This is a genomic window from Neobacillus sp. B4I6, from assembly GCF_050434045.1.
Taxonomy (GTDB): Bacteria; Bacillota; Bacilli; order Bacillales; family Cytobacillaceae; genus Neobacillus.
On the sequence record NZ_JBNPWB010000002.1, the window covers coordinates 4,047,008 to 4,062,194 of the forward strand.

The following is a 15,187-nucleotide window of genomic DNA, read 5'->3' on the forward strand; positions in this document are numbered from 1 at the left end:
TTTTTTAACAGGCGTATCTTTGGAAAAAAGGTGGTCAACTTGCAACCACCTTTTCTGGCTTCCTATTTTTTTGCAGACGCCTTAACTTCTTTTGCTGCTGCTCTTACATCCTTCATTACATCTTCTGGACTTTTCTTGCCGTCCAACATTAGCTGTGTTCCATTTAAATAAGCATCAACTATTTTAATATCAACAGCTGTATCAAACCATAAGTACGTTTGTTCTGCATTAACAATTAAATTGATAGCATCCTGTTGAAGCTTGGAAGCATTCTCATCGGTTGTTGTTCCTTTAACCGCACTATATTCACTTACTTCTTTTAACTGCTCTGTACCTTTTTTCTTCGAAGTTAAGAATTTGACAAATTCCATTGCTTCCTTCGGATGTTTTGTTTTCGAAGAAATCATGATTCCTTCAGGTGCTGCTGTGATGGAGTTGGCATTTCCTTCTCCACCTTCCACACCTGGTACATTAAACACACCTAAATCCTCTTTTAAAGATGGTTCAATAAGCCCGATTTCTGCAAGCTGGAAGAAGCCGATCGCTGCTTTTCCACTGTTAAATAACTCCCGTGAATATTCATGGTCTACAGAATTAACTCCTTTATTGAAGTACGGCTTCAGTTCCATGAATTTCTCTAATGCTTTAACATAACCTGGATGCGAATAATCACCTTCAGGATTTTTGGGATCATAATCTTTATCAAGAACATCCTGTGGCACCATCAATTGATTCAATGTTCCTATATAGTGGGAAATCGTCCACGGTGCTTTACTTCCAAATGTAATTGGCGTAAGTCCTGCGGCCTTTACCTTTTTAGAGACATCAATTAGTTCGGACCAAGTGGTTGGAACTTCAAGATTTAAATCCTTGAAAATTTTCTTATTGTAAAAGAAGGCCTTGCCGTCAGTTGACCACGGAATCCCATAAATCTTACCATCTAAAGTGAAGGAATTGAACTGGGAGGCAATGATTTGATCTGACCACGCTTTATCTTCATTTACATAATTAGTTAAATCAAGTGATTGTCCCTGACGTGCGAAGTTATAGGCAAACTCTCCGCTCCAAGAAAAGTAAACATCTGGAGGGGTGCTTGATCCTAAGACAACACGAATTTTTTCTTTATAAGAATCGTTCAAGACGGCTTCCGTTTTAATTTTAATATTGGGATGGGCCTTCTCAAACTCTTTTACTGCCTTTTCAAAATATTGCTTTTTAGGTTGATTCGGCCAGCGGTGGAAGAATTTAAGTTCAACCACATCTTTTCCATTTGTTGAACTAGAACTCTTAGAACAGCCAGCAAAAAACGATAGGAAAAGGATAGAAATAATACTTAAAATTAATAACTTCTTCATTAAGCTTCCCCTCCAGAAAGGAATACATATCTATGATTATTGCAGTATATTTGTTATTTCATCTTGGTTTAGTATTCAACTGTCCACATATATCTTCTTTTTGATAGCGGATGATTTCGTGCTTCCGCTAACTGATCCGCATATTTTCTTAATACGTAATTTAAAACTAATGGGGCAATGTATCCTTGTACTTCCTCTGCAACCCCAGTGAAATCGAAGTCTTTTGCATCAAGGACAACCAACTTCTTGCCATAACGCTTAGAGAATTCTAATGCTCTTTCTTCTAAATGTCTTGTTTCGTCCAAGCCTAGCAGGATAATAAAAGGTGTTTCTTCATCAATAATTTCAAATGGTCCGTGGAAGTATTCTCCGGCGTGAATGGCGTGTGAGTGAACCCATTGCATTTCCATGAGGATACAAATTGCATAAGAGTAGGCAACACCATAATTTGCTCCGCTTGCCATTGTATAAATAATTTTTTCATCTTTATACTGTTGACCAAAAGCCTCTGCCTTTGTTTGGTAGAGTGCAGCAGCTTTTTCGTAAACATTTTGTAAATTCTCAAGACTTTCTTCTACTAAACTAGCTTTTTCGTTATTTTCAACAACTTTTAGTACACCAAACACTAGTTGATATAGTACTGAATAATTGGTTGTGAAAGCGCTTGCTTTTTCGCCCCATTGATACTTCAATACAACATCAGAAGCTTGTGCCAATGGTGATCCTTCCTCATTGGTTAAAGAAACCGCCAATGCCCCTTTTGCTCTAGCAAATTTTGCTGCTTCTACTGTTTCAGGTGTTGTTCCTGAGTGCGAGCACAATATAACCAGGGAATTACTTCCAAGTTTTGCATGATTGCGATAGATAAATTCATTTGCACTAAAAAGATGGGCATCAAGAACTTTTGCTTCGCGGTCAATTACATACTTGCTTGGATACATAATGGCAGAAGAGCCGCCGCATGCTACAAAGAAAACATTGGAAATATTTCTTTTTCCTACCTCTGCTAATGCTTGTTGCACTTGATTTTTCACGTCAATTACTAATTCAGTCGTCATTTTGTTGCCTCCCTGATTAAATATTTTAGTGAATGAACACTAGTAAACTCTTTAAACAATATACAACTTTATATAACGTTATATGTTGTTATATATAAATTACTATACTTTTAAACTCTTGTCAATTGAATTTTCAGAAAAATGAAACGACATTTCTCGACAAAAAGCAAAATAGCCAGGGGTCTTCCCTGGCTGCTTTTTCTTGTTACTCCCCTATATTGTTTTCAAACCACTCTTGAAGCTCTTTCAATGAGTTAAACGTAAAAATCTCCTCGCCATTTTGCCCATTATCAAACCCAGTGTTACCTCTTAAGGTAATTTGCCCTTCATCCTTAGAAATTAAGATAGCATAGGGATGATTAACATTTATATACCTTGAATCTAAATCGGTATCTACCCAATTCTTACTTCTCAGAAATGCTTCATAATGTTCCATTAAGATCCCTCCTATCTCTAAATATTGTTCCTCAAAACTTACTTATATTTGTAGATTTTACTCTGGTTTTTCAAAAAAAATAAACCTATCCGCAAAATGGATAGGTTGATCATAGTTCAATTATTTTTGTTTATAATACGTAATCGCTAATGCAAAGGCTAAGACGGTGCCTTTAACAATATCCATCGCATAATATGGGACGGACATCATCACGAGTCCGTTTTGGAGAATCCCGATCAGGACGGCTCCAACAAATGTTCCAAACGCGTTGGCCTTTCCAGCCCCAAGTACTGAAAATCCAATATAGGCGGCGGCAACTGAATCCATTAAATAGGGAGCACCAGAGTTAATTTCTGATGTCAAAACCCTTGAAGCGAGCACAATCCCGCCAATGGAGGCAAACAGAGCCGAAAGCAAATACGCTGCCACTTTATATTTATTAACTGCGATACCTGATAGTCTCGCCGCTTCTTTGTTACCACCGATCACATACATATATCGACCATGCTTTGTATAGTTCAAAAAGATATGCACGAGGATCACAGTCACAGCCATAATGATAATAATCCATGGCACTTCTCCGATTTTTGCAAAAAAAGGACTGATCAGACCCGATGCCATCGAGCCATCAGGCATAACCATGTTTTGTGAAACAGTGGCCCCTTTTGTATACGTCAATGCTGTCCCTTGAATAATAAACATCGTAGCGAGTGTCATCAGCATATCTGGAATTCTTAATTTCACAATCATGAATGAGTTTATTGCTCCTACTGCTAAGGAAGCACAAATCGCAGAAATGACCGCCACCAATGTGTTTTGTGAAAACCAAACAAACATCGAAATGACAATGGCGTTTGATAAGGAAGCGACCGATCCCACCGATAAATCAAAACCATCGACAGACAATGAAATCGTAATACCGATAGCGATAATCGTTACAATGGAGATCGAACGTAAGATATTGATGATATTACTGCCCTGAATAAAAGTAGGATTAGCCAATGAAAAAATAATAATAAGTGCAAGAATCGTAATAATCGTCCCATATTTATATAAAAAGCGAAATAACTCAAAGACTTTTTTTGCCGGGGCTACCTGATTCTTTGCTGCAATATTTGCCTCCATTTTACCTGCCCCCTGTTGAATAAAATAATAGTTCTTCTTCGTTCGTTTCTCTCGTTTCAATTTCCTTTACGGACCTGCCGTCGTATAAAACATAGACCCGATCAGTAATCCCAATAATCTCCGAAAGTTCTGAAGAAGCATAAATAATTGCTTTACCCCGGTTCGCTAGTTCAGCGATTAACTCAAAGATATCCTTCTTTGCGCCAACATCGACGCCTTTGGTTGGTTCGTCAAAAATATATACATCTGCTTCAGCTACGAGCCACTTTCCGATTGCGACCTTTTGCTGATTCCCTCCGGAAAGATTCTGTACCTTGGTATCTTCTGAAGGTGTTTTAATTCCGAGGCGATGGATCAACTGCTTTGCCGTTTCTTTTTCTTTTTTTCGATCTAAAAAGCTTAATCTCTTTGAAAATTCACCTAAATTAGCAGCTGTTAAATTGGTTTCTACTGATTCAAGAACTAGGATTCCTTCCTTCCTCCGTTCTTCTGGAACTAAAGCAATTCCCTTTTTAACCGCATGATAGGGACTCTTTAATTTTAGTTTATTGCCATGAAGAAAGATGTCTCCCCCCGTTAATTTCTTAGAGCCAAATAACGCCTTACACAATTCTGTTTTTCCAGCACCGACAAGCCCGGCAATTCCAATGATTTCTCCTGATTTAACATGAATATGTAAATCTTTAATCTTCCCTCTATCTGAAAGTCCTTTTACCTCAAGGACCGTGTTTCCAATAGACGTATTCTTCTCTGGGAACTGTTCCTCTAATCTTTGACCCAGCATATGCTCCACCACTTTGTTGATGGTCGTATTAGTAACTCGCTCTTTTGCAACAAGTTCACCGTTTCTCATTACGGTCACTTCATCGCAGACTTCAAAAATTTCTGGTAAGCGATGGGAAATAAAGATAACTCCTACATTTTGCTTTTTTAAATCACGGACAATCCGGAATAGTTCCGTTGTTTCAGTGTGACTCAATGGCGCTGTCGGCTCGTCTAAAATAAGAAACTTACATTGATTTGATACAGCCCTAGCGATTAAAATCATTTGTTTTTCCGCTAACGTTAACTCACTTACAAGCTTCTTCGTCGGAAGCATAATGTTCATACTTGATAGTATTTCATCCGCTCTTTGATGAAGGTTTTTCCATTTCATCCATTGCTTTTTCCCCATGTTATGGACTGTATCGAGGAGCATAATATTTTCGGCGACGGTTAAATACGGAATGAGAGCCGTATCTACTTCTTGATAAACGATTTGTATTCCTGCGTCCTGTGCATTTTTCGGAGAACGAATCTTCAGGTTTTTCCCATCTAACCTTATTTCACCGGTATAGTGGTCATAAGCACCCGCGAGAACCTTCATTAACGTTGATTTCCCTGCCCCATTTGCCCCAATCAAAGCTTGGATTTCTCCCGTTTCCATCGAAAAGTCGACCTGATTCAATGCCTTCACACCAGGAAACTCTATTGAGATGTTTTTCATCTCCAATGTTGATCTCATCAAAATCATCCCCCGTAAGCAAACACTCTCTTCATCTATTGAAAAAGAGAGTGTCTAGTTGTATACCGACTATTCTTTATAATGCTTCTTTAACGTCTTTATCCACTCTTCCTCAAATGCAGTCGATTGACCCCAGCCTGGGATAATTTTTGCCAGATTAACCATGTTTACAGGCTCTTTTGCTTTGAGAAGATTTTCTTGTGAAACAAGTGAAGCATCTAAATCAAAGGTCTGTGGTGTTTCTTCACCTGCAAGCTTTTTCGCAAGTATTCTCATATCAACAGCACCGATAAGTTTCGGATCGACAGCTGCTGTGTATTTCCAAGCGCTGCCTTTTCTTTGAATTTCTTGCAGATCCGCATTGGAAACATCGATTCCATAAATCTTCACTTCTTCACGTCCCGCTTCTTTCAAAGCTCGTGCTGCACCGATTGCAAAAGCATCCCAAGTAGCAAATATGGCATCCAGTTTGCCTTTTGGATATTTATTTAACATGGCTGCAACTGCGTTTTGTGTTTGTACACTTGTATCTGCCGCAGCCACACCAAAGCGTTCCACTTCTTTAATTTGAGGATTTTTTGAAAGGACTTCTTGATAAACCTTATTACGTCTAACCATTGCAGGGAAACCGTCGACCCATAGGTAGGCAATATTTGCTTTACCCTTTGTATTCTTTACGAGTTGATCAAGGGCTAAAGTTGCTAAGGCTTCATCATCCTGTGAAGTAAGCGTTACTCCATCAACCTTCGCAATATTTGGATTGGAGTCAAATGTAACTACACTTTTTCCTTTTTCAACTATCTTTTTTACATCATTAACAGTCGCATCATCGTCACCATGAGAAATGATAAATCCATCATAATCCTGGTCTAATGCCTGATTAATAGCATCATGGAACTTAGCTGTATCACCATTTGCGGTAAACACGTCCACTTGAAAACCTAAGGCTTCTCCCTCTTCTTTTGCACCTGCTAAGAATTGGGCAGTATGATCATCACCGCCAATTTTACGGATAACCTTGATTTTTAACGGATCACCACTTGTAAACTTTTCAGATACACCTTCAAGTGAAACCTTTTTATGAGCGCTTGCTTGTTTTTTTTCTCCCTCAGAAGCACAGCCTGTGAGTAAGAGTGTTGCTGCTAACGCTGATACGAGTGTACTTTTAAAGATATTTCTTTTCATGATTAAAGCTCCCCCTTTTAGATTCTTATCAATACTCCATTACTCCGATTGGAAAGGTTTGTTTTTATATAAAAATAAAAAACCTCTCCAGAAAAGAGAGGTTTCATCACAAATTAAGGGACTACTCCTCTCTTATCTTTCAAAACAATAAATTGTTTTGCAGGATTTAGCACCAATTCCAAACGGAACGGTTGCTGGGCGTCATCGGGCCAGTCCCTCTGCCACTCTTGATAAGAGAACGTATTATTCATTTAAAGTAATAAATTAGATTTTAGTCTCCTATTAACAAGTTGTCAATAGTGTTTTGAATATTTCTAATAAAGGTATTATTCCCAATCCGCCAAAACCTTTGAATAGTAGTAAACGTAATTTCCTATTTTATATAAAAGGGATATCCCTTTAAAATTATCAGAAATTTCTGTATGATAATATTTAGTTAATCGAAATACATTTAGAAAGAAGTGTTATTAATAATGGATCAGGAAAGAAGTGCAAAGCGTAATTTAATGATCATGTGGTTTGCGAACTTCTTTGTAGCCGGAAGTATGACAATGGTTATGCCGTTTATTTCGTTGTACATTGAGACGTTTGGTGACTTTTCGGAAAAATATGTCCAGCATTGGTCAGGAATCACATTTGGGATTACATTTGTTTCTGCCTTCCTCTTCTCACCGATTTGGGGGGAGAATTGGCGACCGTTATGGGAGAAAAAAAATCCTTATCATTTCCGGATTAGGGATGGGCTTATCTATTTTTCTAATGGGCTATGTCCATTCTGTCTGGCAGTTACTGTTGCTGCGCTTTTTCATGGGTTTCTTTTCTGGCTTCATCCCGATGTCACAAGCTTTTATCTCTACGCAAACACCAAAGGGGATTGCGGGGCGCGTTCTTGGTACATTGCAAACAGGTAGTATTACAGGTTCTTTGTTAGGACCGATGCTGGGCGGTGTTTTAGCTGATTCTCTTGGCTATTCTACTACCTTTAAATGGACGTCCATTTCGATTTTTATCTCTGCATTGTTAGTGATTACCACAAAGGAATTCTTGATACCCGTGTCTAAAGGGGCAAAAACACATTACTCGAGCAAGGAAGTTTTTAAACACATTATTCGTAACCCTGTGTTATTAACAGTCCTGCTAATTTCAGCCCTTGTTCAGATTGCTCACTTTAGCATTCAACCAATTTTGTCCTTATTTGTTAGCGATCTGCATGGCACAACTAATGTTGCCTTTTATTCTGGGATTGCTTTTTCCGCTGCGGGACTGGGGAATTTATTGATGTCGAGGAATTGGGGAAAAATAGCTGATAAGTATGGGTATATTAAAATATTAGTTATTCTTCTTTTTCTAGCGGGGATTGTCTACTTGCCTGGAGCCGCAGTTTCTAGCTTTTGGCAACTCGTTATCATCCGCTTTGCCCTGGGTGTCACGATTGGCGGAATTATTCCTGTACGGATTGCCTATATCCGCCAAGAAGCACCGATTGCGATGCAAGGTGAAGTATTAGGCTATAATACCAGCTTGCGTTTCCTTGGGAATATTGTCGGCCCGATGCTGGGTGGATTTATATCTGGTTACTATGGCTTTTCTGCCGTTTTTATCAGCACAAGTTCATTATTAATTATTAGCGGATTTATTTTATTTGTTTCAATGCACCGTCATCCAAAGCTTGTAAAACACTCGATTTAATAACTTTAAGATTGGGCAAGGAATAAGTAGAAAAGCACTTTAAATTAAATGATTTAAAGTGCTTTTGCTTTATTACTTTATTCTGTTTTTTCGCTTAGTAAAGTCCATTTCTTGATAATAACTGTTCTTAACTAATATATTGGGTCCAAGGCATTTAACCGCCGGGCAATGACAGCTTAATTCTTTTGCCAAGGCTGACGACTGCCAGGTTTCATATGCATGTAACAGATTTGTAGTCTTGATATTTCCTAGGGATGGTGTATCACCGAAATCAGTAACAATAATATCTCCGTTAAAAATATTTACATTCAGTCGCGAACGTCCATCAGGGTCATTTCTGACGGTGACATTTTTACTTTTATACAAGCTTTGAAGGAGAGTTAAATCCTCCTGTTCACTGCTGCACGCATAAAATGGGAGCGTGCCAAACAGCATCCACACATTTTCATCTCTGACATCTAGTAAGTGATGGATCGCTTCTCTTATTTCATTAAGTGATAAGGTTTCGAGATTGCTAGCAAAATCACTTGGGTACATTGGGTGTATTTCATGTCGCTGACAAAGCATTTCATCAACAATTTGACGGTGAATTTTTTCTAAATACGGTAGTGTCCGCTTGTTTAACATCGTTTCAGCAGATACCATCACTCCTGCTTTTACCAGTTCACGGCTATTATCTATCATTCTTTTAAAATATTGTTCCCGTTGTTCATATTCCGGCTTCCGTTCCATTCTGGCAAAACCACCCTCGACAAAATCATCGACGGTCCCCCAGTTATGCGAGATATGTAAGACATCTAAAAAAGGGACGATTAATTCATAACGATCTAATTCAAGGGTTAAATTGGAATTAATCTGCGTCCGTACACCGCGCTCATGGGCATATTTTAAAATCGGTACAACATAATTTTTTACCGAGGATAAGGATAACATCGGTTCTCCACCGGTAATGCTAAGTGATCGAAGTGTCGGGATTTCTTCTAATCTTTGTATGAGCAAATCCAGAGGAAGCGCCTGCGGATCCTTTGTTTGGAGTGTATATCCTACTGCGCAATGCTCACAACGCATATTACAAAGGGTCGTCGTGGTGAATTCAATATTGGTTAATTGAGGCTTTCCATATTGCTCAATATCTAAATAGGCTTCCCATGGATCATATGAAGGGGTAATTTTTTTCAATTTTGACATAATGACTCCTTAAAATCAGTCTTCAAAAAACTTCTCTATTATAACTGAATTACGGATGTTATTGCTATTTTTAACCATTACAAAAGTTTATGTTTTAAAAAATACTATTATTCTATGCTTGTTTTATGAAAAATTTACCCACTAATACATAACCACAGCACTTTGGATAAAAAATAAAAGGATAATATTTAATTGCGAATGGTGGTTATGACTAACATGGAAATGCAGCCTTTAGGAGAAGCCGAGAAACTCGCCCTTAAAAAGCTGAAAATCTTTCGGCAAAGCATCCTTCGTTATATTTTACGGGCGGCGCTTGCCAGTATGTTTATTGGCTTCGGGGTCATTGTAGCATTTAAAACGGGGAATTTCTTTTATGTTAAGGATAACCCTTTTGCCTATCCGATAGCGGCACTTACCTTCGGGGCTGCCATCATTTTAATTGCCTATGGCGGTGGTGATTTGTTTACTGGAAATACGTTTTATTACACCTATGCCGCACTTCGCAAGAAAATGACCTGGATAGACGTCGTAAAACTATGGATTTGCAGTTACGCGGGTAACATACTTGGGGCGGCGGTTTTTGCCTTTATTATTTTTACAACGGGACTGTATGAAAGTTCCGAGGTTAACGGCTTTTTACTTCATGTAGTCGAGATTAAAATGCAGGTCCCAATAACCGAGCTATTTTTCCGAGCAATCCTATGTAATTGGCTCGTCTGTATGGCCTTTTTTCTTCCGATGGGGTTAAAAGGCGATGGACCGAAGATGTTTGCGATGATGCTGTTTGTCTTTTGTTTCTTTATTTCCGGATATGAACATAGTATCGCTAACATGTGTACGTTTGCCATTGCCTTAGTTTTAAACCATCCAGGGACGATTTCATGGGGTGGAGTGATTCACAATCTAGTGCCTGTAACGATTGGCAACCTGATTGGCGGCGCTGTTTTCATGGCGATGATGTACTATTATGCTAATAAGCCATTTTTAGATGAATATGATAAAGAACAGGGCAGCTAAGTTTACATGCTGCCCTGTTCTTTTATTAGGTGTCATATCGACAAATTCCCGGGGAAATATCAACAATATAAGAGGGCAATCGACAATAATTAAGAATATTCTAAAAATATTGATAATTTTAACATTTCTTTGATGTGTGCTATCTTTTTGCCAATCTATTTCTTTTTGCTAATAAAATAAACATAGGCTTTGATCATAAAATAGCTTACTTCCTCAGGAAGCAATTCCTTGATCGGCTTCAGTCGCTCACGGCCAGCCTCTGCCAAGGCTTTTTCTAGAAGCGGCATGTATTCAGCGGGAATATGTTTTGAAAATTCAACTTCTAAACCTTGTTGCGCACATTGAAGCAAGTGGGTTTCCACCGTGCTAACCGCCAATTCCCGTTGTTCAGCAATTTCCTCTATAGAAAAATTACTTTGGTGTAGTTTTAATGTTTCCAAATGCGTATCTGTTACCCCAGCTTTTTTGGCAGGCTTCTTTGGCGATTTCTCTACAGGTACCAACTCACTTTGATAGTCTAAATTGGCTTCGCAGAAGGTACGGATGGCTTGAATAAATTCAAGGCCATATTTTTTCAACTTCAGTTCCCCCACTCCACTAACCTGTAAAAAATCTTCCGTCGATTTTGGAAGTTTTGCACACATATCCTTTAAGGCAGCATCAGAAAAAATCACAAATGGCGGTACTTTTTCTGATTCGGCAATCTGCTTCCGCACTTCTCTTAACACTTCAAACAATGGGTCATCCTTAGCTACTTGTTTCACCTGTACAGTTTCACGGCGATGGACCTGTTCTTTACCTAAGAGAATATCTTTTCCTTTTGGTGAAACAAATAAGGTTGGAAATTGCCCTTGCTCGATCGCGATTAATTCCTGTGATATCAAGAATTCAATAAAGTCACTGACATCCTTTGAACTTCTATCCTTCATGATTCCATAGGTTGGAAGCCTGTCAAAACCCATTTCCGTTACTTTTTTATTTTTTGAACCTGTTAACACTTGAGCCGTGATCGTTTTACCAAAGCGCTGTCCCATCCGAATGACGCAGGACATCACCATTTGGGCTTCCTTCGTTACATCGATGCTTGTCCTCGTGTCCAAACAGTTGCCGCATCTGCCGCAAGGCTCTGTTTCGGTTTCACCAAAATATTTTAAGATAAATTCCTGCAGACAGTTTTCGGTATGGCAATAATCGACCATTTGCTGGAGTTTAGCTAATTCTTGTGTGATGCGGCTCCGATCACTAGATTGATCAATTAAAAAACGCTGAATTTGAACATCCTGTGAGGAATGAAGCATGATACATTCACTCTTCAGACCATCCCTGCCCGCACGGCCCGCTTCCTGATAATAACTCTCCATATTTTTGGGCTGCTGATAATGTACCACATAACGGATATTGGATTTATCTATTCCCATTCCGAAAGCAGAGGTGGCGACCATCACAGTCGCTTTATCTTCTAAGAATCGTTCCTGCTCACGATTTCGCTCTACATCCCCCATCCCCGCATGATAGCGGGCTGCCTTAATATTTGCTTTCAGTAATTTCTCATAAATTTGGTCGACATTCTTCCTTGTTGCTGCATAGATAATGCCTGCTTCTTTATCATTCTTTTTCAAATAGTCTTTAATAAACTTGTCCCGATCCTGGCCCTTGATAACCGTAAAGGACAGATTTTCCCGCTCGAATCCGGTAATAATCGTATTCTCTTCATCAATGTTCAATAAATCGCAAATATCCTCACGTACCTTTGGTGTGGCTGTAGCAGTAAGTGCTAATACAATTGGCCTTTGCGGCAGGCTATTAATTAGTTGTTGAATATGGCGATAGCTTGGCCGAAAATCATGTCCCCATTGTGATATACAGTGGGCCTCATCCACGGCTACTAATGGAATGTCCATGCTGTAAAGATCTTCAAGAAATTCACGTGATTCCAAACGCTCAGGCGCTATGTACAGAAGCTTATATTTTCCTTCGGCCGCTTCCATCATTCGCCTATTTGCTTCGCCAAAACTTAACGAACTATTGATAAATGTTGCCGGAATACCGACTTGAATGAGGGCATCAACCTGGTCCTTCATTAAAGAAATCAGTGGGGAAATGACAATCGTGGTACCGGGAAGGACAAGTGCAGGAATTTGATAACAGATGGATTTCCCGCCACCCGTTGGCATAACAGTAATTGTGTTTTCACCAGATAAAACTGAACGGATTGCCTGCTCTTGGCCCGTCCTGAAGGAGCTATAACCGAAGTGGGATTCTAGTAATGGCAATGCTTTTTCAAACAACATTTTTCCTCCTTTCAATACATAGATGATCCTATTAAGTTAATGATATTCTTACTCTATTATACTGCTTGTCACTCGATTTTCAAAAAGCATTTATCAATAATAATAAGTAAACCTTTGGTAAATTGTTTCTATTCTATTAGTTAAATTTGCGACAGAAGCAGGGATTCAATTTATAATGAAACTACCTAGAAGTAAATTGGTGCACTAGAATGGGAGGAGACCATGGCAATTAAAGCTGTTATTTTTGATTTTGATGGAACGATTATTGATACTGAGACGATTTGGTATCAAGTATTTGAGGAATTGTTAAAAGAGAAGTTTAATATTGAATTGCCACTAGAGGAATTTGCTAAATGTATTGGCACTACAGATGAGGGATTTTTTCAATACTTAGAGGCACAAACGGGAATGAAGGTGGATTCGAAAAAAATAAATAAATTAGCACATGAGCGCTTCTTAGAAAAAAAGGGAATTTTAGAAGTACGTGAGGGAGTTGTGGAAAAATTAGAGGAAGCTAGGGAGCTCAGACTTATGATTGGGCTTGCCTCTAGTTCATCGAGAGAATGGGTCGAGGGGTTCCTTAGACAGTTTCAGCTTTGGGATTATTTCTCGGTAATTAAAACAAGAGAAGATGTAGTTAAAGTTAAACCTGATCCTGCCCTTTATCTAAAGGCCCTAGAGGAGTTGCAGGTTGAGCCGCAAGAGGCACTAGCAATTGAAGATTCACTTAATGGAGCCTTAGCAGCAATCGAAGCAGGGATGAGATGTATCGTGATCCCAAATCAGGTTACATCATTTTTAACCTTTCACGAAAAAACCATTCGTTCAGAGTCCTTTGTTGACTTTAGCTTAAAACAAATCATTTAACAAGAAAACGCGTAGGTCTTCTAAGCGTTTTCTCAAATGATTTCATTTACTCTTCTGTCCTATTATTTTCTTTAATCGCTTGAATCAGTTCATCCAACTTCTCATTCCTTTGTTGGTCTAATTTGGTTTTTTCATTCATGAACCTTATTGTTCTTACAATGAAATAAATACTAAACACAAGAATGACTAAATACAATAAAATTGGAATCATAGCAAAGAGACCAAATATATCAGTTCTGCCCATCACCCAAAACCTCCCCCTTAAATATGTAATTATACCATTATTATACATTAATGTTTTCATATTGTATGGTGCAAATCAATACAAAGAATAGACTGCCAAATGATCCTAGGGCAGTCTAGACTCGCCTTTTATATCAAAATATTAGTCAATATCTCGTCTTTATGCTCGTTTTTTTGAGGAGGAGGGACAATAGATTCCTGCTCTAAGTCACTGTGCATTTTAACTTGATAGTCTCCCCAAGGTGATGAAAAGATGAGTTCCTTCTCTTGAAAGTATGGGCTATCGGTTAATTCCCCTATCTCAAGGACAGGTGCCATACAGCAGTCTACCTTTTGGGCGAATTCAATCCACTCAAAGAAGGTTTTGCTTTTAAAAAGTGCTGAGATTTCTTGAAAAATTGGATTGGACTCCAACGATAGGGAAAAATGCGACTGAATCCATTCTTCACGCCCATTAGCCCTGCAAAAATTATCCCAAAACTTTGGTTCGAGAGCGCCAATGCTCATGTAACGTCCATCCATCGTTTCATATAAGGCGTATGAAACAATGCTTCCATTAAGAACATTAATGCCAGTTCCCGCCCCGGTTTCTTTCTCAACCATGACATGGTTCCCCAATATTGAAACCAGTTGGTCAGTAATTGAAATAGAATGATAGCTTCCTTTTCCTGTTAACACTTTCGAAACGAGCCCGGCCAATATCCGTTCATTAGCCGCAAAACCGCCTATATAATCGGCAAGTGTAATCGACGGATGGACAGGTTTGCCTGCCTTATCCTTGAACTGGGCCAAAACCCCGCTCAAAGCCATATAATTGATATCATGGTTCCCTAGCTTACTTAACAGACCTTTCTGTCCATAGCCTGATATAGAGCAGTAGACGATATCAGGCTTTACCTTTTGAACTGCCTCATATCCCAACCCAAGTTTCTCCATTACACCTGGTCTAAAACTTTCGAGAACCACATCCGCGTTTGCAATTAATTTCCGGGCAGTGTCAATTCCCTCTTGCTCCTTCAAGTTAAGAGTGATGCTTTTTTTCTGACGGTTGTTAGCTAGAAAAACAAGCCCACTCCCCTGCTTTGAAATCCCCGTATGCCTGGCAGGATCTCCTTCAGGAGGCTCCACCTTAATAATCTCCGCACCCAATTCGGCCAATCGTAAGGTTGCGAAAGGACCTGGCAAGTAGTTCGTGAAATCAATAACTTTAACACCTTTTAACATAGTAA

12 protein-coding genes, 1 pseudogene and 1 riboswitch are annotated in these 15,187 nt (G+C 39.0%); of the genes and pseudogenes, 3 read left to right on the forward strand and 10 right to left on the reverse strand.

Annotated features, from left to right (window positions below; genetic code table 11):
• Positions 1 to 62: 62 nt before the first annotated feature.
• From QF028_RS22320 to QF028_RS22345, 6 genes are all read right to left on the reverse strand, one after another.
• Entirely contained in the window at positions 63 to 1,355 is a 1,293-nt protein-coding gene (locus QF028_RS22320) for an ABC transporter substrate-binding protein (protein WP_429468912.1), read from the reverse strand.
• 68 nt (positions 1,356 to 1,423) lie between these two features.
• Positions 1,424 to 2,413: an SIS domain-containing protein gene (locus tag QF028_RS22325; RefSeq protein WP_429468915.1), complete on the reverse strand. Its 990-nt coding sequence runs from the start codon at positions 2,411 to 2,413 to the stop codon at positions 1,424 to 1,426.
• A 205-nt stretch (positions 2,414 to 2,618) separates the two neighbouring features.
• Positions 2,619 to 2,849 carry a hypothetical protein gene (locus tag QF028_RS22330; RefSeq protein WP_429468918.1) on the reverse strand — a complete coding sequence of 77 codons (231 nt, stop codon included), beginning with the start codon at positions 2,847 to 2,849 and terminating at the stop codon, positions 2,619 to 2,621.
• A gap of 120 nt (positions 2,850 to 2,969) precedes the next feature.
• Positions 2,970 to 3,974, reverse strand: a complete 1,005-nt coding sequence (locus QF028_RS22335) for an ABC transporter permease (RefSeq protein WP_429468921.1) — start codon at positions 3,972 to 3,974, stop codon at positions 2,970 to 2,972.
• 1 nt (position 3,975) lies between these two features.
• Positions 3,976 to 5,478, reverse strand: coding sequence for a sugar ABC transporter ATP-binding protein (locus QF028_RS22340; protein ID WP_429468924.1), 1,503 nt, complete (start codon positions 5,476 to 5,478; stop codon positions 3,976 to 3,978).
• Positions 5,479 to 5,547: 69 nt separating this feature from the next.
• Entirely contained in the window at positions 5,548 to 6,663 is a 1,116-nt protein-coding gene (locus QF028_RS22345; RefSeq protein WP_429468927.1) for a sugar ABC transporter substrate-binding protein, read from the reverse strand.
• A gap of 129 nt (positions 6,664 to 6,792) precedes the next feature.
• Positions 6,793 to 6,900: riboswitch (SAM riboswitch) on the reverse strand.
• A 236-nt stretch (positions 6,901 to 7,136) separates the two neighbouring features.
• Between QF028_RS22345 and QF028_RS22350 the strand changes: the two are divergent.
• Positions 7,137 to 8,352, forward strand: a pseudogene (locus tag QF028_RS22350) (MFS transporter).
• Positions 8,353 to 8,424: 72 nt separating this feature from the next.
• Here QF028_RS22350 and yfkAB read toward each other — a convergent pair.
• Positions 8,425 to 9,540 carry a radical SAM/CxCxxxxC motif protein YfkAB gene (gene yfkAB / locus QF028_RS22355; RefSeq protein ID WP_429468930.1) on the reverse strand — a complete coding sequence of 372 codons (1,116 nt, stop codon included), beginning with the start codon at positions 9,538 to 9,540 and terminating at the stop codon, positions 8,425 to 8,427.
• 216 nt (positions 9,541 to 9,756) lie between these two features.
• Between yfkAB and QF028_RS22360 the strand changes: the two genes are divergently transcribed.
• Positions 9,757 to 10,557: a formate/nitrite transporter family protein gene (locus QF028_RS22360; protein ID WP_429472459.1), complete on the forward strand. Its 801-nt coding sequence runs from the start codon at positions 9,757 to 9,759 to the stop codon at positions 10,555 to 10,557.
• Between the two features lie 155 nt (positions 10,558 to 10,712).
• Here QF028_RS22360 and recQ read toward each other — a convergent pair whose 3' ends face one another.
• Positions 10,713 to 12,845, reverse strand: coding sequence for a DNA helicase RecQ (recQ, locus tag QF028_RS22365; RefSeq protein ID WP_429472461.1), 2,133 nt, complete (start codon positions 12,843 to 12,845; stop codon positions 10,713 to 10,715).
• Between the two features lie 225 nt (positions 12,846 to 13,070).
• Here recQ and QF028_RS22370 point away from each other — a divergent pair, with 225 nt between their 5' ends.
• Positions 13,071 to 13,715 carry an HAD family hydrolase gene (locus QF028_RS22370; RefSeq protein WP_429468933.1) on the forward strand — a complete coding sequence of 215 codons (645 nt, stop codon included), beginning with the start codon at positions 13,071 to 13,073 and terminating at the stop codon, positions 13,713 to 13,715.
• A gap of 46 nt (positions 13,716 to 13,761) precedes the next feature.
• Here the strand turns inward: QF028_RS22370 and QF028_RS22375 are convergent, their stop codons facing one another.
• Both QF028_RS22375 and QF028_RS22380 read right to left on the reverse strand, forming a co-directional pair.
• Entirely contained in the window at positions 13,762 to 13,959 is a 198-nt protein-coding gene (locus QF028_RS22375; RefSeq protein WP_215002858.1) for a DUF4083 family protein, read from the reverse strand.
• 128 nt (positions 13,960 to 14,087) lie between these two features.
• Complete coding sequence (locus QF028_RS22380; protein WP_429468937.1) at positions 14,088 to 15,182, reverse strand: CaiB/BaiF CoA transferase family protein; 1,095 nt, start codon at positions 15,180 to 15,182, stop codon at positions 14,088 to 14,090.
• Positions 15,183 to 15,187 lie beyond the last annotated feature (5 nt).